This is a genomic window from Promicromonospora kroppenstedtii, from assembly GCF_044389675.1.
Taxonomy (GTDB): domain Bacteria; phylum Actinomycetota; class Actinomycetes; order Actinomycetales; family Cellulomonadaceae; genus Promicromonospora; species Promicromonospora kroppenstedtii.
The window spans coordinates 133187-151757 of record NZ_JBIRYI010000011.1; the positions used below are offsets into that span (position 1 = coordinate 133187).

Below are 18571 nucleotides of genomic sequence, written 5' to 3' on the forward strand. Positions count from 1 at the left end.
CGTGGTGCAGACTCGTGCCCGGAACTTGTTCCGCGTCCTGAAAGAAGTTCTGGAAGAACTTGGAGGAGGCCCGTGGCCCAGCCCGCGCGTCCCCGGGTGGCCGCCGCACGGCTCGAGCGGGAGATTCTCGTGCTCGTGTCCAGCGGCCGCGCCCGGTCCCGCAAGGAGATCGCCGAGTCGCTCGGCATCGCCCCGTCCACCGTCTCGCAACGGGTGCAGGCGATGCTCGCCGCCGGCGTCCTGGAGGAGACGGGCGAGGGTGCGTCCAGCGGCGGACGCCGGCCGCGCGCGCTCCGGGTACCCGGCAGCACGGGCTACCTCGGCGTCGTCGACCTCGGGGGCGCCCACGCCCGGCTCGGCATCCTGCCGCACGGCGGCGAGCTGACCACCACCACCGAGGTGGCCCTCGCGATCGGCGACGGCCCCGGGCCGGTGCTGACTCGGGTCACCGCCGCGCTGCGGGAGCTGGCCGCCGCGCAGCCCGACGGTGGCCGGCTGCTCGGCGTGGGCATCTGCCTGCCCGGCCCGGTCGACGTCGCCCGGCGCGCCCTGGACAGCCCGTCGCGCATGCCCGGGTGGTCGGGGTTCGACGTCGGCTCCTGGCTGGAGGACGCCCTGGGCGTGCCCGCCGTGGTCGAGAACGACGCGAACGCGATGGCCGTGGGCGAGCACTTCGGGCACGCCCGGCGCACGCGGCACTCGGTGTCGGTCAAGGCCGGCACCGCGATCGGCGCCGGGATCCTGGTCGACGACCGGCTGTACCGCGGCGCGGGCGGCGCGGCGGGCGACATCACGCACACGCGCATCCCGGCCGGTGGCGACACCCCGTGCACCTGCGGCAACCGCGGCTGCCTGGAGACCGTGGCCTCGGGCGCGGCCCTCGTGCGGCTGCTGCGTGAGCAGGGCTACGACGTGGCCGCCACCGCCGACGTCCTCGCCCTGGTGCGCGACGCCGAGCCCGTGGCGACCACCCTGACCAGGACCGCCGGCCGGCACCTGGGCGCGGCGCTGTGCACGGTGGTCAACTTCTTCAACCCCGGCGCCGTCTACCTGGGCGGCGCGCTGTCCACGCTGGAGCCGTTCGTCTCCGCGATCCGCAGCCAGATCTACGAGGGCGCCCACCCGCTGATGACCCGCGACCTCGTGATCGCGCCCTCCGGGCTGGGCCCCGACGCGAACCTCGTGGGCGTGGGCCGCCTGCTGGAGGACACGCTCGTACCGCACGCGCTGGCCACCCACGCCTCCCCTACCCCCTCCACAGCGTCGGAAGGACCACGATGACCAACCCCCGCCCGCGGGTCGCGATCGCCGGCATGTCGATCGAGTCCAGCACGTTCTCCCCGCACCGTTCCGGGTGGGAGGCCTTCACGCTCCGCCGCAGCGCCGAGCTCGTGGCGCACTACCCGTTCCTGTCCGACGGCGCCCCGCTGCGCGACGCCGCCGACTGGACCGGGGTGCTGCACGCCCGGTCGCTGCCCGGCGGCGCCGTCCCGGCCGAGGTGTACGAGTCGGTGCGCGACGAGATCGTCGCGACGCTGCGCGCCCAGCAGGAGGAGCACGGACCGTACGACGGCCTGCTGCTCGACATCCACGGCGCCATGACCGTGGTCGGGCGGGACGACGCGGAGTCCGACCTCGCCGCGGCGGTGCGCGCCGCCGTCGGGCCGGGGACGCTGATCAGCGCGACGATGGACCTGCACGGCAACGTGCCCCGGGAGCTCGCACAGGCCAGCGACCTGATCACCTGCTACCGCATGGCCCCGCACGAGGACGCCTGGGAGACGCGCGAACGCGCGGCCGCGAACCTGCTCGCGCGGCTGGAGTCGGGCGGCGCCCCGAAGAAGGCGTGGCTGCAGGTCCCCGTGCTGCTGCCGGGCGAGAAGACCAGCACCCGCATCGATCCGGCCGCCTCGATCTACGCCGACGTCGCGCGCGTGGCCGGTCTGCCCGGCGTGCTCGACGCGGCGCTCTGGGTCGGGTACGCGTGGGCCGACGAGCCGAGCTGCCGCGCCGCCGTCGTCGTCACGGGCGACGACGAGGAGGTGATCGTGCGCGAGGCCGAGCAGCTCGCCCGGCAGTACTGGGACGCGCGCGACGACTTCGCGTTCGTGGCGCCCGCCGCCCCGTACGACGAGTGCGTCGCGACGGCGCTGGCGAGCACGGCGCGGCCGTACTTCCTGTCCGACTCGGGCGACAACCCGACCGCGGGCGGCGCGGGCGACGTCACCTGGACGCTCGCGCGGCTCCTGGCGGAGCCCGCGTTCGCGGCCGCGCCCGAGGAGGGCGGCCGCAGCGCGATCTACGCGTCCCTGCCCGACCCCGCGGCGGCGCGCGCCGTGGCCGCCGTGTTCGCCGCACACGGCGCGGGTGCCCCGGTCGACGTCGAGGCCGGCGCCCGGGTCGACGACGGCCCGCACGGCCCGGTCCGGCTGACCGGCGTGGTGGAGCACGTGAGCGAGGGCGACCCGGACGCCGGGATCGTCGCCGTCGTCCGGGTCGGCGGGCTGCGCGTGATCCTCACGGAGCGGCGCAAGCCGTACCACCTGGAGCGCGACTTCACGGTGCTGGGCCTGGACCCGCGGGGCACCGACGTCGTCGTGGTCAAGATCGGCTACCTGGAACCCGAGCTGTACGACATGGCGGCCGACTGGATGCTCATGCTCACCCCGGGCGGCGTGGACCAGGACCTGCTGCGCCTGGGCCACCACCGCCTGACGGCGCCGACCCACCCGTTCCACGCCTTCGACGCCGAACCGGAGCTCCGCGCCGAGCTCCTCTAAGCCGTTGAGTGCTGGATATTCGCCCTTTTCTGCGCCTCAGAAGGGCGAATATCCAGCACTCAACGGGGCTGGTGGGGCGGGTCAGGCCTCCGCGACCAGCGAGAACAGGTCCTTCGGGTTGGTCGGCTCGGCGATGAGGTCCAGGTGCTGCAGCAGCTCCGGGGCGTTGGCCGTGACGTCCTCCAGCACGAACTTCAGCGCGGTCCAGTCCTCCACGGCGAAGCCGACGGAGTCCCACACGACGAGCTCGTCCTGGCTCCGGCGGCCCTGCGCCGCGCCCGTGACGACCTGCCACAGCTCGGTCACCGGGAAGTCGGCGGCCTGGCGCTGGATCTCGCCCTCGATGCGCGTCTGCTCCGGCAGCTCGACGAAGACGCTCGCGCGCGCCACGATCGCCGGGTCCAGCTCCGTCTTGCCTGGGCAGTCGCCGCCGATCGCGTTGATGAAGACGCCGCCGGTCACGTCGGCGTCGTGCAGCACGGTCGCGTTCTGCTTGTCGGCGGTGCAGGTGGTGATGACGTCTGCGCCGCGCACCGCGTCAGCGGCGTCGTCGGCCAGCGCGACGTCGAAGCCGAGCGCCTTGGCGTGCTTCGCCAGCTTCTCCATCGCGTCACGGTCGACGTCGAAGACGCGCAGCGTCTCGATGCCCAGCTCCGCGCGCATGCCGAGGGCCTGGAACTCGGCCTGCGAGCCGCAGCCGATCAGGGCGAGCGTGCGCGAGTTCGCCGGGGCCAGGTAGCGAGCGGCCAGGGCCGACGTCGCCGCCGTGCGCAGGGCGGTGAGCAGCGTCATCTCGGCGAGGAACGTCGGGTAGCCGTTGCCGACGTCGGCGAGCATGCCGATCGCCGTGACCGTCTGGAAGCCGTTGGTCGGGTTGAGCGGGTGCCCGTTGACCAGCTTGAAGCCGTAGGTCTGCGCGTCCGAGGTGGGCATGAGCTCGATGACGCCCTCCGGGGAGTGCGACGCGATGCGGGGGCGCTTGTCGAGCTCGGGCCAGCGCGCGAAGTCGCGGTCCAGGGCGTCGGTCAGCGCGGCGATCGCGGCCTCCGGGCCGCGCCGGGCCACCCAGCGGGCGGTGGCGGCGACGTCGAGGTACGGGACGGTGGTCATCGGGTCTCCTCGGTGGTGGCGGGGGCGGCGGTCGCGGTGGCCGCGTCGGCCAGCACCGCGCTGGCGACGACGGCGCTGGCCAGGGCCGTGCCCGTCAGCGCGGGCAGGGCGGACGGCGTGGTGGTCTCGGGACGCAGCTCGAGGGTGCAGCACTTCACCGAGCCGCCGCCCTTGAAGATCTCGGACAGGTCGATGCCCACCGGCACGAAACCGCGCTCCTTGAGCGCCTCGGCGTAGGCGCCGGCGCGGTCGCTGAGGAAGACGTGCAGCCCGTCGGAGACGACGTTCAGGCCCAGGACGGCGGCGTCCTCGGCGCCGACCAGGATCGCGTCGGGGAACCGCTCGCGGAGCGTCTCCTGCGCGGCAGGGCTGAAGGCCTCGGGGTGGTAGGCCACGACGACCTCGCCGGAGACGGCGCCGTCGTCCAGCACGGAGAGGGCGGTGTCGAGGTGGTAGTAGCGCGGGTCGACCAGCTCGAGCGGGACCAGCTCGATGCCCTGCTCGGCGAGCTCCAGGCGCTCGGCCACCTCGGCGTGGCCGGCGGGCGTGGTGCGGAAGCCGGTGCCGGCGAGCAGCAGCTTGCCGATGAGCAGCAGGTCGCCCTCGCCCTCCATGATCTCGACCGACTCGCCGAGCCGGCGGTAGCCCTCGGCGGCCGGCGTGCCGAACCAGCGGTCGTACGCCGGGCCCTCGGCCGCGCGCTCCGGGTAGGTGAACCGGGCGGCGAGCGCCCGCCCGCCGACGACGATGCCGCCGTTGGCCGCGTAGACCATGTCGGGCAGGCCCGGCTCGGGCTCGATGACGTCGACCTTGTGACCGCGGGCCTCGTAGGCCGTGCGGAGCGCCTCCCACTGGGCGAGCGCCTTGGTGGTGTCGACGGGCGAGGACGGGTCCATCCACGGGTTGATGGCGTAGACGACGTCGAAGTACGTGGGCGGGCACATGAGGTAGTGCCGCGGGGTGGCGGTCCGCTGCGCGGTGGTCTGCGTCATGGCGCGAGGCTAAGGCCGCACCGATTCACAACAGGCACGCATCCGTTGCGCATCCTGCCGCGGATTCTTGCGTGATCGCTCGCTGTATTGAACGATTCGTTCATGGATGCCGTGAACCGGGCGATCGTCGGAGAGCTGCTGCGCGACGGGCGCGCCACCTACCAGGAGGTCGGCAGCGTCGTGGGCCTGTCGGCGCCCGCGGTCAAGCGCCGGGTGGACCTGATGATCGCCCGCGGGGAGATCTCCGGCTTCACCGTGCGCGTGGACCCGCAGGCGATGGGCTGGATCCTGGAGGGCTACGTCGAGATCTTCTGCTCCGGGATCGTCTCCCCCAAGGTGCTGGAGCGCGACTTCGCACCGATCCCCGAGGTGGTGCGCGTCTCCACCGTGACCGGCGACGCCGATGCGATGGTGCACGTCATGGCCACGAGCATGGAAGAGATCGAGCGCACGGTCGAGCGCATCCGCACCGTCACGCACGTCGTCAAGACGCGCACGGCGCTGGTGATGTCCCGGGTGATCGACCGGCCGGGCGCCTGACCCTGCGGGATACCCCCCGCGACGCCTTAGGCTGTCCTAACCAGGTTGTTCCCCCAGGACCGGAGGCCCCCTCGATGCTCAGGACCGCGGTTTCGGACGACGTCGCCGGCTGGCTCGACGTGCTCGGCCCCCTCGCCTTCTACCTGGTGGTCTGGGGCCTCGTGTTCGTCGGCACCGCGTTCTTCGTCGGTGTCTTCATCCCGTTCCTGACCGGTGACGGGCTGCTCTTCGGCGCGGGCATCGTGGCGGGCAGCACGGACCGCATCGACATCTGGGTGCTGGCGATCGGCGTCGGCGTCGCCGCGGTGGCGGGCGACCAGGTCGCGTTCGTGCTGGGCCGCCGCTACGGGCGGCCGTACCTCGAGTCGCGCCGGGGCCGCTGGGTGCAGGCCGCCGTGGTGCGCACCGAGCGGTTCTACGACCTGTTCGGCTGGTGGTCCGTGGTGATCGGCCGGTACATGCCCTGGGCCCGCGTCTTCGTGCCGGTGATAGCGGGCGTGACGCGCATGCCGTACGGCCGGTTCCTGACGGCGAACATCTTCGGGGCCCTGAGCTGGGCGGTGCTGATCACCGTGCTGGGCTACTACGCGGCGTCCGACCCGTCGGTGCGGCCCATCGCCTACGTCGTGGCGGGCGTGGTCATCGCGGCGTCGGTGGTCGCGGGCGTCCGTGCCTGGCGGCACGACCGGGCCACCCGGCCGCACGCCGAGGCGGAAGCGGAAGCACCGCGGGCCGAGTGATCGGTAGAACGTCAGGTGATCGGCAGCTCGGAGTGCCGACCACCTGACATTCTGCCGACCACAGGTCGCCCCGGGCGGTCAACAGCATCCGCCGTTCGATCAACCGGCAGCGCGGTGAGGCGTGCAGGGTGGTGGCCATGAGCACGAGCACAACCACCATCACGCGACGCGGACCCGCTACGGCCCCGTCGTCGGACGACCCCACCTGGACCCCCGTGGTCGCCCTCTCGTTCGGCATCGCGATGGTGGTGCTCAGCGAGTTCCTGCCGGCCGGCGTGCTGCCGGCGCTGGCCGCCGACGTCGGCGTCAGCGAGGGGACGGCCGGGCTGGCCGTGGCCGCCACCGCCATCGCGGGGGCCTGCACGGCGCCGAGCATCGCGGTGCTGCTGCCCCGCGCCGACCGGCGCACCGTGCTGGTCGCCCTGCTCGCTCTGGCCGCGCTGTCGAACCTCGCTGTGGCGGTCGCTCCCAGCTTCGCCGTGCTCCTGGTGGGCCGGCTGCTGCTCGGGATCGCGCTGGCCGGGTACTGGTCGTTCGCGTTCGGCGCCGGCACCCACGCTGTGCCCGGCAAGGACCGCGTGGTCTCGTCCACGCTGGCGTTCGGCACGAGCATCTCGACCGTCGTCGGCATCCCGGTGGCGTCCGTGGTGGGCGACGCCGTCGGCTGGCGCGCCACGTTCGGGGGCGTGGCGGTGCTGACCGCGCTCGGCGCCGTCGTGCTCGCCCTGACGCTGCCGTCCGTGCCGGCCCACCCGACCGCGGGCCTGCGGATGCTGACCGCCGCGCTGCGCAACCGGCGGCTGCTGGCGGGCATCGCCTGCGTGGTCCTGGTCGCGTTCGCCAACTTCACCGCCTACCCCTACATCCGCATCGCGATCGAGCGGGTGGACCCGTCGGCCACCACCTGGATGCTGCTGGCCTGGGGCCTCGGCGGCGCGGTGGGCACGGTGCTCGCCGGGGTGCTCGCGCGGTGGCTGCGTCCGCTGGCTGCCACGGCCCCGCTGGCGCTGGCCGCGGCGCTCGTGCTGACGGCGTTCGCCTCGACCGTGCCGGTACTGGCCCTCGCAGTGGTGCTGTGGGGCCTGTCCATGAGCATGGTGCCGGTGTTCTCGCAGCTCTGGGTCACTCGCGTCGAGCCCGAGCGGGCCGAGTCCGCGATGTCGCTCCAGGTGACCGCCTTCCAGATCGCGATCACCGTCGGGTCGTCCCTGGGCGGCGCGCTACTGGACGGCCACGGCGTCCGGCCGCTGATGCTGGTCGGCGCGGCGGCCGCGGTCGCGGCCGGTCTCGGCTGGGCGGTCCTGCGGGTGCCGCGCCGCTGAGGTCGGCAGGGCGGACGGGACCCAGGGACGGGCCTGGCGCACGAGGACCGGGCCCGGCCGGGCGGCCGGCGCCGGCTGGGCGGCCGGGCCCGTCGGGGTCGGCTCGGCCCGCCACGCGAGCGGCGAGCGGCCGTGGTCGGACGCGAACGCCCGGCTGAACGCCGCCACCGAGCCGTAGCCCACCTCGAACGCGACGCGGGTGACCGGCAGGCACCGGTCGGTGAGCAGCGTGCGGGCCCGGTGCATCCGCACCTCGCGCAGCATCCGCATCGGGCTGTGCCCGGTGGCCCGGCGAAACCGCTCGGTCAGCGCGGAGCGGGACAGGTGCACGAGCGCCGCCATCCGGTCGAGCGTCCACGGTTCGCCGGGGCTGGCCGCGAGCGCCGCGACGACGTCGGCCACCAGGGTGTCCGCGGGACCGGCACCCACGGCACCGTCGGACGTCGCCGGGCCACCGTCGAGAGCGTGGCCCTGCTCCCAGAGTGCCGTCATCGCCGCCCCGATCAGGCCGGCGTAGCTCGCGGCGAACGGGGCCGGGCTGGAGATCGCGTCGAGCGGGCACGCGGTCACGAGCGCGACGACGCCGCGCTGCCGCTCGTCGAACCCGCGCACCACGAGCGGGCTCGGCAGCGCCGCGCCGGGGGCCGATCGGCGTAGGTCGCCGTGCACCAGGTCGGTCCCGGCGTCGGCGGTGAGCCGGTGCGCCGTCCGGGCGTCGACGAGCACGGCGTCGCCGGGCAGCACCCGGTGCCGCGCGTCAGCGGTCTCCAGGGTCACGGCGCCGGCGAGCACGACGGCCCACAGTGCGCCGGGCCGGGACCGCACGTCACCGGCGGCGAGCCGCTCGCGCCGCAGCGCCGTCATCTCCCACTCCATACGAGACGGAGCCAATCGGGCGCGCCGGCTATTCCCGGTCACCCCGCGGGTGAGCGGCGGGCCCAATAGTCAGGCCGTCAGGATCCGCAGCGCGGCCTGCCCGTTCCTCCGGTGTTCGACCGGCAGCGCGCCCCACGCCGGGGCGCCGTCGGGCAGGTTGTGCCGCAACGTCTGCAACCGCTGCCGGTCCGAGCCGGTGAATCGTTCCCGCTCGGCGAAGGGGTCCGCCAGACAGCAGAGAAGTGAGGCCGCATCGCGAAGGTGCCGGTCCGGGTCGCGGGAGTCGCTCCGGTAGGCGGCAGCCTTGAGGACGACCGCGCCGAAGACGTCGGGGACACTGACGGTCGTGACGCGATCGCGGGCGATGTTCAGGCGCGCGTTGACCGTGCGACGCAGTGCCTGGGTGCCACCTTCGATAGCGACCATGGCGTGCCCGCGCAGTTTCTCGGCGACGCTGGGTGCCGCGTGGTCCGCCGCCAGTACGTCGACGACGTCCGGCACGGTGGTGACGACGTCGACGAAGGGGCGGCAGGTCACAGCGACTCCAGTGCTTGGTCGAGGGCGGTAAGACCCGCGCGCCGTTCACGCGGGTCGAGGGATTCGGCGAGATCAAGGGCCGCGACCACGAACCCGGCCTCGGCAAGCGCCGCGACGAGGGTGAGGTCCATCGACGTGGCGCGCAGCGTGATGCGGCCTTCCTCGTCACGCACGAGCCCGTTTCGGTCTGCGACCCCGTCGCGGTCGGCGCGGCCGACGTAACCGTCGACTCCCGTCGTCGACGCGAGGCCCAGCGCTCCGGAGGCCCGCGACGTGTCGACGATCTCTGCACGCACCCGACCCAAGCTCGCCGGGTGTCCTCCGTACCGGACGACATCCGCACGGTTGCGGGCGCGTTCCACAAGCTGAGCGGGCGTGAGCGACCGCAGCCTCGCTCGGAGCCGCGAGCGCTGGCTGGCGCCCAGCCATTCCGCCGTGCGTCCGGACAGGATGGCGACCGCGCCCCACGCCGTCGGTTCCGTCCACGCCCGGCCGTGCCCGGCGCCCCGGACGGCAAGGAGACGCTCCACCGAGGTTGCGTCGACGACGCCCCTGGCAACCTGTCGCAGGTGTCCCTGGGCGACGAGGTGCTGCACCTGACGGGTCGAGACACCCAAGCGTTCAGCGGCTTCCCCCACGGCGAGCAGTGACATGACAGAAAGTTTCGCCTATGCGAAATTGTCCGTCAACAGGACGTCGACCGACAGCCCTGACATACTGCCGACCAGCCGGCCGCCGTCCCGTCAGGCCGCACCCACCCGGAGGAAACCGCCTTGCTGATCGTCGGACTCGTGCTCGCGGGCGTCGCCGCGCTCATCCACGTGTACATCTTCTACCTGGAGTCCTTCGCCTGGACGGAGAAGCGGACCCTCGCGACGTTCGGCATGACCGCGCAGGAGGCGGAGGTCACCAAGCCGCTGGCTCTGAACCAGGGGTATTACAACCTGTTCCTCGCGATCGTCACGGGCGTCGGCATCGTCCTGACGGCCACCGGGTCGACGGCGGCGGGCGCCGCGCTGGTCCTCGCCGGGGCGGGCTCGATGTTCGCGGCGTCGCTCGTGCTGGTGATCTCGGACCCGAGCAAGCGCGGCGCCGCACTCAAGCAGGGGCTGGTACCGCTGCTGGGCGTGCTCGCGCTGGTCATCGGGCTGGCGGCCTGACGCCGCTCAGCGGGACCCGCGGAGGCGGCGGAGCGACCGCGCGTCCTCGAAGCCGACCGTGTGCGCCGCCTGTTCCACCGTGGCGCCCTGGCCGATGAGGTGCTCGGCGCGCTCGTGCCGCAGCAGCTGCTGGTAGCGCAGGGGCGTCACCCCGGTGGCCCGGGTGAACGCCCTGGTCAGCGTGCGCTCGGCCACGCCGGCGCGCGCCGCCAGATCGGTCAGCGGCAGGGTCCGCGCGAAGTGCGAGTCGATGTGGTCCTGGACGCGGTGGACCGTGTCGTCGACGTGCGACCGGTGCCGCAACATCGCGCTGGCCTGTGGCTCCGCCCCGTTGCGGCGGGCGTACACGACCATCTCGCGAGCCACCCGGGCGGCGAGTGCCGGGCCGTGGCGCATGGCCAGCAGGTGCAGCGAGAGGTCGATGCCGCTGGCGATCCCGGCGGAGGTGACCACGCCGTCGTCCGAGGTGAAGAGGACGTCGCGCACGACGTGCGCCCGCGGGTGGCGGGCGGCGAGCGCGTCCTGGACGGCGTGGTGGGTGGTGCAGCGGCGGCCGTCGAGCAGGCCGGCCTGGCCCAGGGCGTCCGAGCCCGCGCAGATGCTGGCGACGGTGCCGCCGCGCGCATGATGCTCCCGCAGCCGCTCGCGCGTGGACTCCGTCAGGCGGGGCCAGGCCCCCGGGTCGCCGCCGACACGCCAGCCCGGGACGACGACGAGGTCGCCCGGGGCCAGCGCGGGCCAGTCGGTGCCGGCGAGGAGCGGGAGGCCCTGGGCGGAAGGGACCGCGGAGGCGGCGCCGTCGGCCGGGGCGCCGTCGGCCGGGGCGCCCGACACGTACCGCAGGTCGTAGCGGTGGCCGAGGTCCCCCGCCGTGAAGAACGCCTGCGCGGGGCCCGCCAGGTCGAGCAGGTGGACCCCGGGCAGGAGCAGGAAGACGACGGTGGTCACGCCGTCGATGCTGCCACCTCGGCCGGGGTCGCGGCCGTGTCCTCGGCCTCGAGCTCGGCGACCGTCGCGATCCGCGCGAACCGGTCCCGGAGCACGGTCTCGGTGCGCTCCAGGATGTCGGCGGCGCTGAACCGGCCCAGCGGGTCGGTAGTGGTGGCGTCACTCACGAACGTCACCTCGTAGCCCAGGTCGGACGCGACGCGCGTGGTGGTCTCGACGCACTGCTCGGCCCGGATGCCGCAGATCCGCAGCTCGCCCACACCGTGCGTGGTGAGAATCTGGGCGAGGTTGGTCGTGGTGAAGGCGTTGTGCGCGGTCTTGTGGAGCACGGGCTCGCCGGGCCGGGGCTCGCCGAGCTCCTCGAACAGGCGGACGTGACCGGTCGCGGGGTCGAACGGGTTGCCGGACCCGGGCTCGGTGTGCAGCACCCACACCACGAGGTCGCCGGCCGCGCGGGCGAGCTCGACCAGCCGGTTGACGGGTTCCGCGACCCCGGGGTTGAGGGTCTCGGCCCACAGGGGCCGTACCCGGAAGGACTCCTGGACGTCGACGACGATCAGCGCTCTGTTCATGGCCCCAGTCTGGCCCGCCCGGCCGCGGCGCGGGAGGCCGGATCCGGTCCTGGGGCGGACCGATCCGGTCACCGGGGCGGGTCGCCCTGGGCCCCGCGCCCGCGCCCGCGAGAACCCCGGCTCAGCCGCCGAACGCCGCCGCGTTCCTCCGCGCCCAATCGGCGAAGGCGCGCGCCGGCCGGCCCAGCACCTTCTCGATGTCGGGACTGACCAGCTGTTCCTCCGCCGTCGGCTCGCCCAGGATCGCAAGCGTTCCGTCAACGACCGACTCGGGAATGTAGGCGAGCATCTCGGCGCGCGCCTGCTCCCGGGTCTGCTCGGCGAAGGTCAGCGGAACGCCGAGCGCCCCGGCGAGGGCCTCCGTCCGCTCGCGCGGCGAGACGGCGGCGGGACCCGTCAGCACATAGGCGCGGCCCGCGTGCCCGTCGTCGGCCAGCGTGGCGGCTGCGACCTCGGCGATGTCCAGCGGGTCGACGGCGGGCAGCGCGACGTCGCCGAACGGCGCGTGGACGGCCCGCTCCGATCGGACCGTCGGGACCCAGGCGAGCGCGTTGCTGGCGAAGTCGGCAGGCCGCAGCAGCGTCCACTCCAGGCCCGAGCCCTGCACCCGCTTCTCCAGCTCGGCGAGCGGACCGTGCGATGCCGATCCAGCACGGGTGACGGCGCCCAGCGAGGACAGCAGGACGAGCCGCCGCACACCGGCGTCGGCGGCGACACCGATGATCCGCTCGGTGTCCAGGTGCCCGCCCGATCCGGGTACCAGCAGGAACATGGCGTCCGCGCCGTCGACGGCAGCGCGCAGGCTCGCCGGTTCTGCCAGGTCGGCACTCACCCCGCGGACCCGGGGATCGTCGAGCGGGGCGGTCCCCGCGCGGGACACGGCGGCGACGTCGTGACCGCGGCGGACGAGCTCTGCGACCAACGGCCGGCCGATGTTCCCCGTGGCTCCGGTGATGACGATCATGGGTGCTCCTTGTCGGTAGGACACGGCCCTGGACCAGGGCCGGACGACCCCTACGGCCGCCGTGCCACCGACGTTACGAGCGTCAGTACAGTAGGTTCCCTCAGGAAAGTATTGGAGCCTGCCATGTCGAACGCGACCGCCGCCGCGAAGCCGGGCGCCGGCACCTGGAGCCCGCAGCCCGACGACGACCCCACCACCGCCTGCCCGATCTCACCGGTCGTCGACCTCGTGTTCAGCCGGTGGACCACCCCGATCCTGTGGGTGCTGCAGGCGCACGGGACCCAGCGCTTCGTGGAGCTGGAGCGGCGCATCGGGGTGACGCCGAAGGTGCTGACCCAGCGTCTGCGTCAGCTCGAACGGGACGGCCTGGTCCAGCGCAGGATCTACGCGGAGGTCCCACCGCGCGTGGAGTACGAGATCACGGAGCTGGGCGGCAGCCTGCAGTCCGTCTTCGCCGCACTGGGCGAGTGGGGCGACGCGCACATGTCCGACGTCGAGCGGTCGCGCGCCGCGTACACGGGCCCGCTCCCCCGCTGAGCCCACGTCGAACCGGGCGGTCGACACCGGCGGTGCACGCCGGCGATGCACCGCCGGCCGTGCACGCCGGTCGGCAAAATGTCAGGTGGTCGGCAACCCGAGCTGCCGACCACCTGACCTTCTACCGACCACCCGCCCGACGTCGACCCCGCGGCGTCGGGCAGGGCGTCACGCCTGGACGAACCGCAGCAGCGCCTCGTTCACCTCGTCGGCGTGGGTCCAGAGCAGGCCGTGCGGCGCGCCCTCGACCTCGACGTACTCGGCCTCGGGGAACGCCGCGTGGAAGGCGCGCCCGGTGGCGTCGATCGGCAGGATGTTGTCCTTGGTCCCGTGCAGGATCAGGGACGGCTTGCCCGCGGCGCGCACGGCGGCGACGTCGGCCCGGAAGTCCTCGATCCAGGCGGAGACCACCGCGTACGCGGCGACCGGAGCGCTGCCCGTCGCGGTGTTCCAGCTCGCCGTGACGGCCTCCTGGCTGATCCGCGAGCCGAGGTTCTCGTCCAGGTTGTAGAAGTCCTGGTAGAAGTTCGTGAACCAGGCGAAGCGGTCGGCGCGGGCCGCCGCCTCGATGCCGTCGAAGACGGACTGCGGCACACCGCCCGGGTTGTCGTCGGCCGCCACGAGGAACGGCTCGAGCGAGGCGAGGAACGCGAGCTTGGCGACGCGCTCGTGACCGTGGTTCTTGACGTAGCGGGCGAGCTCACCGGTGCCCATCGAGAAGCCGACGAGGATGACGTCGCGCAGGTCCAGCGTGTTGAGCACCGTGTCCAGGTCGGCGGCGAACGTGTCGTAGTCGTACCCGGCCCCGACCTTGCTCGACTTGCCGAACCCCCGGCGGTCGTACGTGATCACGCGGTAGCCGGCGGCGATGAGCTCGCGCGACTGCCGCTCCCAGCTGTTGCCGTCGAGCGGGTACCCGTGGATGAGGACGACCGGCTGCCCCGAGCCGTGGTCCTCGTAGTAGAGCTCGGTGGTGGTGCTGTTCTCGGTGCCGACGGTGATGAAACCCATGGTCAGTTCCTCTCCTGAAACCTCTGCCCCGACTGAGAACGGTCGTTCTCTGCCGATGTCCGCTACAGTAGAGAACGAACGTTCTCCGCGCAAGTCGTGCGGAGGGAGATGTGGGGTGAGATCGGATGATCGACGAGAAGACCGCTCGGGAGGCAGTGGTCCAGGCCGCGGACGAGCTGTTCTACGCGCACGGCGTCCAGGCGGTAGGCATGGACGCCGTGCGGACGGCGGCGGGCGTCTCGCTCAAGCGGATCTACTCGCTCTTCGCCTCGAAGGACGAGCTGATCGTCGCCGTGCTCAACCACCGCACCGCGATCTGGGACACCGGGCTCGCCTCGGCGTCCGAGCGGGCGACGTCGGCCCGCGAGCGCATCCTCGCGATCTTCGACTTCCTCGACGCCTGGTTCCGGGAGCCGAGCTTCAGGGGCTGCGCCTTCATCAACACGCACGGCGAGCTGGGCTCCACCTCGACGGCGGTGGCGGACACCGTCCGCGAGCAGAAGCGCGCCTTCCAGAACTACGTCGCCCAGCTCGTGGCCGACGCCGGTGCGCCGCCTGCCCTGGCGCCCCAGCTCGCCATCCTGGCCGAGGGCGCGCAGACCACCGCCGCCATCGCGGGCACCCCGGAGGCCGCACACCAGGCCCGCGCGGCCGCCGAGACCCTGCTGGACGTTGCGACCGCCGCCCACGACTGACCCCGCCCGACCCCCGGGCGTCCGACCCCCCGGCATTGACCGCAGCCGGCCCCTCATGCGGTGCGAGAGGATGTAGACATGACGACCGACAAGACCGGCACCGCGCGGGACGGGGCGCAGCTCCCCCTGCAGACCGGACCGCACGAGGGCGACTTCGCGTTCCGGTGGGCGTACGGCAACCCGGAGGCCCCGTTCACCATCGTGGAGTTCGGCGACTTCGAGTGCCCGTACTGCGGCGCGGCCAAGCCCGTGCTGCACGAGCTCGTCAACGGCTCGGACGGCCAGGTCCGCCTGGTGTGGCGGCACTTCCCCCTGTTCGAGCCCCACCCGTACGCACTGACGGCGGCCCTGGCGGCCGAGGCGGCGGGGCACCAGGGCGCGTTCTGGCCGATGGCGGGCCTGCTCTTCAAGCACCAGGACAGCCTCGACGACGCGTCGATCGTGCGGTACGGGGAGCAGCTCGACCTGGACACCTCCGCGCTGGTGGGCGACGCGGCGCAGAAGTTCGCCGACGCCGTCCGCACGGACTACCAGGACGGCATCGACGCCGGGGTGCACGGCACGCCCACCCTGTTCATCAACGGCGAGCCGTACACCGACGGCGTCACCGTCACCGATCTGCGGGACACGATGGGCCTGTCGCGCAAGCGCACGTCCCGCTTCGGCCGGTAGGTGCCTGCCGGCGCGCGAGCAAAGCGCGCAGATGACCGACGATCTCGTCCGGAGCCTGCTCGGCCATGAAGTGCCCGGCGGTCACCGTGCGGTGAACGAGGTCGCCGGCCCAGGCGGACCACAGGCCGGCGGCGTCGTAGCCGAGCGCGGCGCCCCAGTCCTGCTGGAGCACGGTGACGGGCATGGGCAGCCGGCGTCCTGCGGCCCTGTCGGCCTCGTCGTGCTCGATGTCGATCCCGGCCGACGCCCGGTAGTCCGCCACGATCGAGGGGACCGCCTCGCGGGAGGCCCGCAGGTACTCCGCCCGGACCGCGGGCGGGATCGCCTCCTGGCTGGTGCCCCAGGCGTCGAGGAAGAACGCGAAGAACTCGTCGGCGGCGCCCTCGATCATCCGCTCCGGAAGGCCGGGCGGCTGGGCCATCAGGTACAGGTGGAACGCGACGGCGGCGTTCGCGCCGTGCAGCACGTCCCACATGTCGAGGGTCGGGAGCACGTCCAGGATCGCCAGGTGGGTCACGCGGTCGGGGTGGTCCAGGCCGGCGCGGACGGCGACGAGGGCGCCACGGTCGTGGCCGGCGAGCGCGAACTTCTCGTGGCCGAGAGCCCGGGCGAGGTCCACGACGTCCTGCGCCATGGTCCGCTTGGAGTAGGTGTCCCGGTCCTGCTCGGCCGGCTTGTCGCTGTCGCCGTACCCACGCAGGTCGGGGACGATCACGGTGTGGTCGCCGGCGAGGTCCGTCGCGACGTGCCGCCACATCAGGTGGGTCTGCGGGAACCCGTGCAGCAGGACCACCGGGCTGCCGGTGCCGCCGACCGCTACGTTGAGGTGCACGTCGCCCACGGCGACGCGCTGGTACCCGAACTCAGGGATCTTCGTTGTCATGCCCCCAATCTCCGCCACGTGGATGAGTAGCTGATGAGTGACCGACCAGGAGCGCACGCCGCGACGTCGACGCAGGTCCGGGTGGGCGTGCTCGGCCCGGTCACCGCCTGGGTCGACGACGTCGAGGCGGCGCTGGGCGGCCCGCGCCAGCGGGCGGTGCTCGCGCGCCTGGTGGCCGCCCGGGGCCGGGTGGTGACCGCCGACCGGCTGGTCGAGGACCTCTGGGACGAGCCGACGCAGGGCGCGCTCGTGGCGCTGCGCACCTTCGTGGCGGCCCTGCGCAGGGCGATCGAGCCCGGACGCGCGGCCCGCACACCGGCGCGCGTGCTCGTCACCGACGGTCCGGGGTACGCGCTCCGCCAGGCCGACGTCGACGCCTGGGCGTTCGAGGCCGCGGTGTCGGGCGCGCGGGACCTGGCGCCCGCCGCGGCCCGCACCGCGCTCGACCGGGCGCTGGGCACCTGGCGCGGTACGGCGTACGCGGGGCTGGAGCAGCCCTGGGCCGTGGCCGAGCGAGGGCGCCTGAGCGAGCTCCGGTGGGTCGCGGTCGAGCGCGTCGCCGAGGCGCGCACCAACCTGGGCGAGGCCGCCGACGTCGTGCCCGGCCTGGACGCGCACGTGACCGAGCACCCCTGGCGCGAGGAGGGCTGGCGGCTGCTCGCGCTGGCGCTGTACCGGTCGGGCCGGCAGGCCGACGCGCTGGCGGTGCTCCGCCGGGCCCGCGCCATGCTGGCCGGCGAGCTCGGCGTCGACCCAGGGCCGCGGCTCGCGGGACTCGAGGCGCAGGTGCTGCGGCATGACCCGGGCACGGGCGGCGCGCCCGGTTCCGACGACGTCTGGCGCGACACGACGTCGGCCTACGAGCGGGTGGTCGCCGTTGGCGCGCGCACCCGGCTGGAGTCCACCACCACGCTGCTGCGGACCCTGGCGATGACCGGCGGCGAGGGACTGGCCGCCGCCCGTGCGCAGCGCGTGGCTGCCGTCGGCGCCGCGGAGCAGCTCGGCGACCCGGACCTCACCGCGCGCGTGATCGGCGCGTTCGACGTGCCGGGTGCCTGGACCCGGTCCGACGATCCCGCCCTGGCCGCCCAGGTGGTCGCCGCCGCCGAGCGGACTCTCGCCGCGCTGCCCGACGACGCGCCCGACGCCGTCCGGGCCAAGCTCCTGGCGACGGTGGCCGTCGAGTCACGAGGCCTGGGCGGGGCCCGCGGACCGCAGGCCGCGCACGAGGCGGAGGCGCTCGGCCGGCGGTCCGGCGACCCGGCGGTCCTCGCGTTCGCGCTGGCCGGGCGGTACCTGACCCGGTTCGAGCACCCGGGCCTGGCACGGGAGCGAGACGCGATCGGCGCCGAGCTCGTGTCGCTCGCCGCGCGGCACGGGCTGGCGACGTTCGAGATCCTGGGGCACCTGGTGCGGGTGCAGGCCCTGTCCGCCCTCGGCCGGTGGTCCGAGGCGCAGCGGCACGCGGACAGCGCAGGGGCGCTCGGCCTGCGGCACGAGCGGCCGCTGGTGGGCGTGTTCACGGCATGGTTCGGGGCACTGCGGGCGGCCGCCTCGGGGATGCCGGCCGGGGACGAGCCGGCGATCGGCGCAGCGGGCTCCGAATCCACGGCGGACGACGACGCGGTCTCCGCCGCGGATGCCGAGCGCGGATACCGGGCGGCCGCCGCGACGCTCGACGGCGCGGGCATGCCCGGCCTCACCGAGGGCCTGCTGCCGCTGGCGATCCTCGCGCTCCGGGTCTGGCGCGGGCTCCCGGCGGACGGCGGGACGGCTGCGACCGACGCCGGTGCAGCACCCGACACCGGCCCCGCCGCGCCGGCCGACGTCGACCCGTCGTTCCCCGGGGAGGAGGCCGGGGCCGCACCGACGCTGGAGGACGCCGACTGGGGCCCCTACGAGCCCTGGGCCCACCCGCACCTGCTCCTGGCCCGCGCCGCTGGCGACGGCAGGGCGAGCGCCGCAGCAGTCACCGCGGCTGCCAAGGCAGTCCGTCGGATCCCGGACCCGCCGCCGGGCCTCCTGGCCGAGGTCCTCTGGATCCTCGCCGGCCGCGCCGCCGTCGCGGTGGGCGACCGGCGCATGGCCGAACGTGCCCGAGCGGCCCTGGCCCCGGCCGCCGACGAGATCGCGGCGGGCAGCGGCTTCCTGACGGCAGGCCCGGTTCAGGAGCACCTGAGTGCCCTGGAAACGTTCCTCGCCGGCTGACCGCGGACGAATCTACCGACCATC

At 73.9% G+C, this 18571-nt stretch carries 20 protein-coding genes; 10 read left to right on the forward strand and 10 right to left on the reverse strand.

Annotated features, from left to right (window positions below):
- Positions 1-72: 72 nt before the first annotated feature.
- Both ACH47X_RS18435 and ACH47X_RS18440 read left to right on the forward strand, forming a co-directional pair.
- Entirely contained in the window at positions 73-1281 is a 1209-nt protein-coding gene (locus ACH47X_RS18435) for an ROK family transcriptional regulator (protein ID WP_397405975.1), read from the forward strand.
- On the forward strand, positions 1278-2780 hold the full coding sequence (locus ACH47X_RS18440) for a M81 family metallopeptidase (RefSeq protein ID WP_397405976.1): 1503 nt from the start codon (positions 1278-1280) through the stop codon (positions 2778-2780). The genes ACH47X_RS18435 and ACH47X_RS18440 overlap by 4 nt, the downstream gene beginning before the upstream one ends.
- Before the next feature lie 81 nt (positions 2781-2861).
- On the opposite strand, the gene ACH47X_RS18445 is transcribed toward ACH47X_RS18440, so the two are convergent.
- Entirely contained in the window at positions 2862-3890 is a 1029-nt protein-coding gene (locus ACH47X_RS18445; RefSeq protein WP_397405977.1) for an ornithine cyclodeaminase, read from the reverse strand.
- The gene (gene ddaH / locus ACH47X_RS18450; protein ID WP_397405978.1) at positions 3887-4882 is read right to left on the reverse strand and encodes a dimethylargininase; all 996 of its coding nucleotides are present in this window, start codon (positions 4880-4882) and stop codon (positions 3887-3889) included. The genes ACH47X_RS18445 and ddaH overlap by 4 nt, the downstream gene beginning before the upstream one ends.
- A 102-nt stretch (positions 4883-4984) precedes the next feature.
- On the opposite strand from ddaH, the gene ACH47X_RS18455 reads away from it, so the two are divergent.
- The 3 genes from ACH47X_RS18455 to ACH47X_RS18465 all read left to right on the forward strand — a co-directional run bounded on the left by ACH47X_RS18455 (position 4985) and on the right by ACH47X_RS18465 (position 7484).
- Positions 4985-5422, forward strand: a complete 438-nt coding sequence (locus ACH47X_RS18455; RefSeq protein WP_397405979.1) for an Lrp/AsnC family transcriptional regulator — start codon at positions 4985-4987, stop codon at positions 5420-5422.
- Between the two features lie 74 nt (positions 5423-5496).
- Positions 5497-6162: a DedA family protein gene (locus ACH47X_RS18460; protein ID WP_397405980.1), complete on the forward strand. Its 666-nt coding sequence runs from the start codon at positions 5497-5499 to the stop codon at positions 6160-6162.
- Positions 6163-6299: 137 nt separating this feature from the next.
- Positions 6300-7484 carry an MFS transporter gene (locus tag ACH47X_RS18465; protein ID WP_397405981.1) on the forward strand — a complete coding sequence of 395 codons (1185 nt, stop codon included), beginning with the start codon at positions 6300-6302 and terminating at the stop codon, positions 7482-7484.
- On the opposite strand, the gene ACH47X_RS18470 is transcribed toward ACH47X_RS18465, so the two are convergent.
- The 3 genes from ACH47X_RS18470 to ACH47X_RS18480 all read right to left on the reverse strand — a co-directional run bounded on the left by ACH47X_RS18470 (position 7383) and on the right by ACH47X_RS18480 (position 9550).
- Complete coding sequence (locus ACH47X_RS18470; RefSeq protein ID WP_397405982.1) at positions 7383-8348, reverse strand: helix-turn-helix domain-containing protein; 966 nt, start codon at positions 8346-8348, stop codon at positions 7383-7385. The genes ACH47X_RS18465 and ACH47X_RS18470 overlap by 102 nt on opposite strands.
- Before the next feature lie 81 nt (positions 8349-8429).
- Complete coding sequence (locus tag ACH47X_RS18475; RefSeq protein ID WP_397405983.1) at positions 8430-8861, reverse strand: hypothetical protein; 432 nt, start codon at positions 8859-8861, stop codon at positions 8430-8432.
- Positions 8862-8893: 32 nt separating this feature from the next.
- Entirely contained in the window at positions 8894-9550 is a 657-nt protein-coding gene (locus tag ACH47X_RS18480) for a hypothetical protein (RefSeq protein ID WP_397405984.1), read from the reverse strand.
- A 120-nt stretch (positions 9551-9670) separates the two neighbouring features.
- On the opposite strand from ACH47X_RS18480, the gene ACH47X_RS18485 reads away from it, so the two are divergent.
- Complete coding sequence (locus ACH47X_RS18485) at positions 9671-10057, forward strand: DUF1304 domain-containing protein (RefSeq protein ID WP_397405985.1); 387 nt, start codon at positions 9671-9673, stop codon at positions 10055-10057.
- A 6-nt stretch (positions 10058-10063) separates the two neighbouring features.
- Here the strand turns inward: ACH47X_RS18485 and ACH47X_RS18490 are convergent, their stop codons facing one another.
- From ACH47X_RS18490 to ACH47X_RS18500, 3 genes are all read right to left on the reverse strand, one after another.
- The gene (locus ACH47X_RS18490; protein WP_397405986.1) at positions 10064-11005 is read right to left on the reverse strand and encodes a GlxA family transcriptional regulator; all 942 of its coding nucleotides are present in this window, start codon (positions 11003-11005) and stop codon (positions 10064-10066) included.
- Positions 11002-11577, reverse strand: coding sequence for a cysteine hydrolase family protein (locus ACH47X_RS18495; RefSeq protein ID WP_397405987.1), 576 nt, complete (start codon positions 11575-11577; stop codon positions 11002-11004). Before ACH47X_RS18495 ends, ACH47X_RS18490 begins: the two co-directional genes overlap by 4 nt.
- 121 nt (positions 11578-11698) lie before the next feature.
- The gene (locus tag ACH47X_RS18500; RefSeq protein ID WP_397405988.1) at positions 11699-12541 is read right to left on the reverse strand and encodes an NAD(P)H-binding protein; all 843 of its coding nucleotides are present in this window, start codon (positions 12539-12541) and stop codon (positions 11699-11701) included.
- Positions 12542-12664: 123 nt separating this feature from the next.
- On the opposite strand from ACH47X_RS18500, the gene ACH47X_RS18505 reads away from it, so the two are divergent.
- Positions 12665-13078, forward strand: a complete 414-nt coding sequence (locus ACH47X_RS18505) for a winged helix-turn-helix transcriptional regulator (protein WP_397405989.1) — start codon at positions 12665-12667, stop codon at positions 13076-13078.
- 168 nt (positions 13079-13246) lie between these two features.
- On the opposite strand, the gene ACH47X_RS18510 is transcribed toward ACH47X_RS18505, so the two are convergent.
- The gene (locus ACH47X_RS18510; RefSeq protein WP_397405990.1) at positions 13247-14089 is read right to left on the reverse strand and encodes an alpha/beta fold hydrolase; all 843 of its coding nucleotides are present in this window, start codon (positions 14087-14089) and stop codon (positions 13247-13249) included.
- Between the two features lie 125 nt (positions 14090-14214).
- Between ACH47X_RS18510 and ACH47X_RS18515 the strand changes: the two genes are divergently transcribed.
- Positions 14215-14784: a TetR/AcrR family transcriptional regulator gene (locus ACH47X_RS18515; RefSeq protein ID WP_397405991.1), complete on the forward strand. Its 570-nt coding sequence runs from the start codon at positions 14215-14217 to the stop codon at positions 14782-14784.
- Positions 14785-14862: 78 nt separating this feature from the next.
- A complete protein-coding gene (locus ACH47X_RS18520) occupies positions 14863-15456 on the forward strand; it encodes a DsbA family protein (RefSeq protein WP_397405992.1) in 594 nt (197 codons plus the stop codon).
- Here the strand turns inward: ACH47X_RS18520 and ACH47X_RS18525 are convergent.
- Positions 15395-16339: an alpha/beta fold hydrolase gene (locus tag ACH47X_RS18525; RefSeq protein WP_397405993.1), complete on the reverse strand. Its 945-nt coding sequence runs from the start codon at positions 16337-16339 to the stop codon at positions 15395-15397. The two genes, ACH47X_RS18520 and ACH47X_RS18525, sit on opposite strands and share 62 nt — an antisense overlap.
- 33 nt (positions 16340-16372) lie before the next feature.
- Between ACH47X_RS18525 and ACH47X_RS18530 the strand changes: the two genes are divergently transcribed.
- Positions 16373-18547, forward strand: a complete 2175-nt coding sequence (locus ACH47X_RS18530) for an AfsR/SARP family transcriptional regulator (protein ID WP_397405994.1) — start codon at positions 16373-16375, stop codon at positions 18545-18547.
- Positions 18548-18571: the final 24 nt, after the last annotated feature.

Coding starts and splice junctions, on each gene's coding strand:
- ACH47X_RS18440 (WP_397405976.1), top strand. CDS start 1,278: ATGACCAACCCCCGCCCGCGGGTCGCGATCGCCGGCATGTCGATCGAG.
- ACH47X_RS18445 (WP_397405977.1), bottom strand. CDS start 3,890: ATGACCACCGTCCCGTACCTCGACGTCGCCGCCACCGCCCGCTGGGTG.
- ddaH (WP_397405978.1), bottom strand. CDS start 4,882: ATGACGCAGACCACCGCGCAGCGGACCGCCACCCCGCGGCACTACCTC.
- ACH47X_RS18455 (WP_397405979.1), top strand. CDS start 4,985: ATGGATGCCGTGAACCGGGCGATCGTCGGAGAGCTGCTGCGCGACGGG.
- ACH47X_RS18460 (WP_397405980.1), top strand. CDS start 5,497: ATGCTCAGGACCGCGGTTTCGGACGACGTCGCCGGCTGGCTCGACGTG.
- ACH47X_RS18465 (WP_397405981.1), top strand. CDS start 6,300: ATGAGCACGAGCACAACCACCATCACGCGACGCGGACCCGCTACGGCC.
- ACH47X_RS18470 (WP_397405982.1), bottom strand. CDS start 8,348: ATGACGGCGCTGCGGCGCGAGCGGCTCGCCGCCGGTGACGTGCGGTCC.
- ACH47X_RS18480 (WP_397405984.1), bottom strand. CDS start 9,550: ATGTCACTGCTCGCCGTGGGGGAAGCCGCTGAACGCTTGGGTGTCTCG.
- ACH47X_RS18495 (WP_397405987.1), bottom strand. CDS start 11,577: ATGAACAGAGCGCTGATCGTCGTCGACGTCCAGGAGTCCTTCCGGGTA.
- ACH47X_RS18500 (WP_397405988.1), bottom strand. CDS start 12,541: ATGATCGTCATCACCGGAGCCACGGGGAACATCGGCCGGCCGTTGGTC.
- ACH47X_RS18505 (WP_397405989.1), top strand. CDS start 12,665: ATGTCGAACGCGACCGCCGCCGCGAAGCCGGGCGCCGGCACCTGGAGC.
- ACH47X_RS18510 (WP_397405990.1), bottom strand. CDS start 14,089: ATGGGTTTCATCACCGTCGGCACCGAGAACAGCACCACCACCGAGCTC.
- ACH47X_RS18515 (WP_397405991.1), top strand. CDS start 14,215: ATGATCGACGAGAAGACCGCTCGGGAGGCAGTGGTCCAGGCCGCGGAC.
- ACH47X_RS18520 (WP_397405992.1), top strand. CDS start 14,863: ATGACGACCGACAAGACCGGCACCGCGCGGGACGGGGCGCAGCTCCCC.
- ACH47X_RS18525 (WP_397405993.1), bottom strand. CDS start 16,339: ATGACAACGAAGATCCCTGAGTTCGGGTACCAGCGCGTCGCCGTGGGC.
- ACH47X_RS18530 (WP_397405994.1), top strand. CDS start 16,373: ATGAGTGACCGACCAGGAGCGCACGCCGCGACGTCGACGCAGGTCCGG.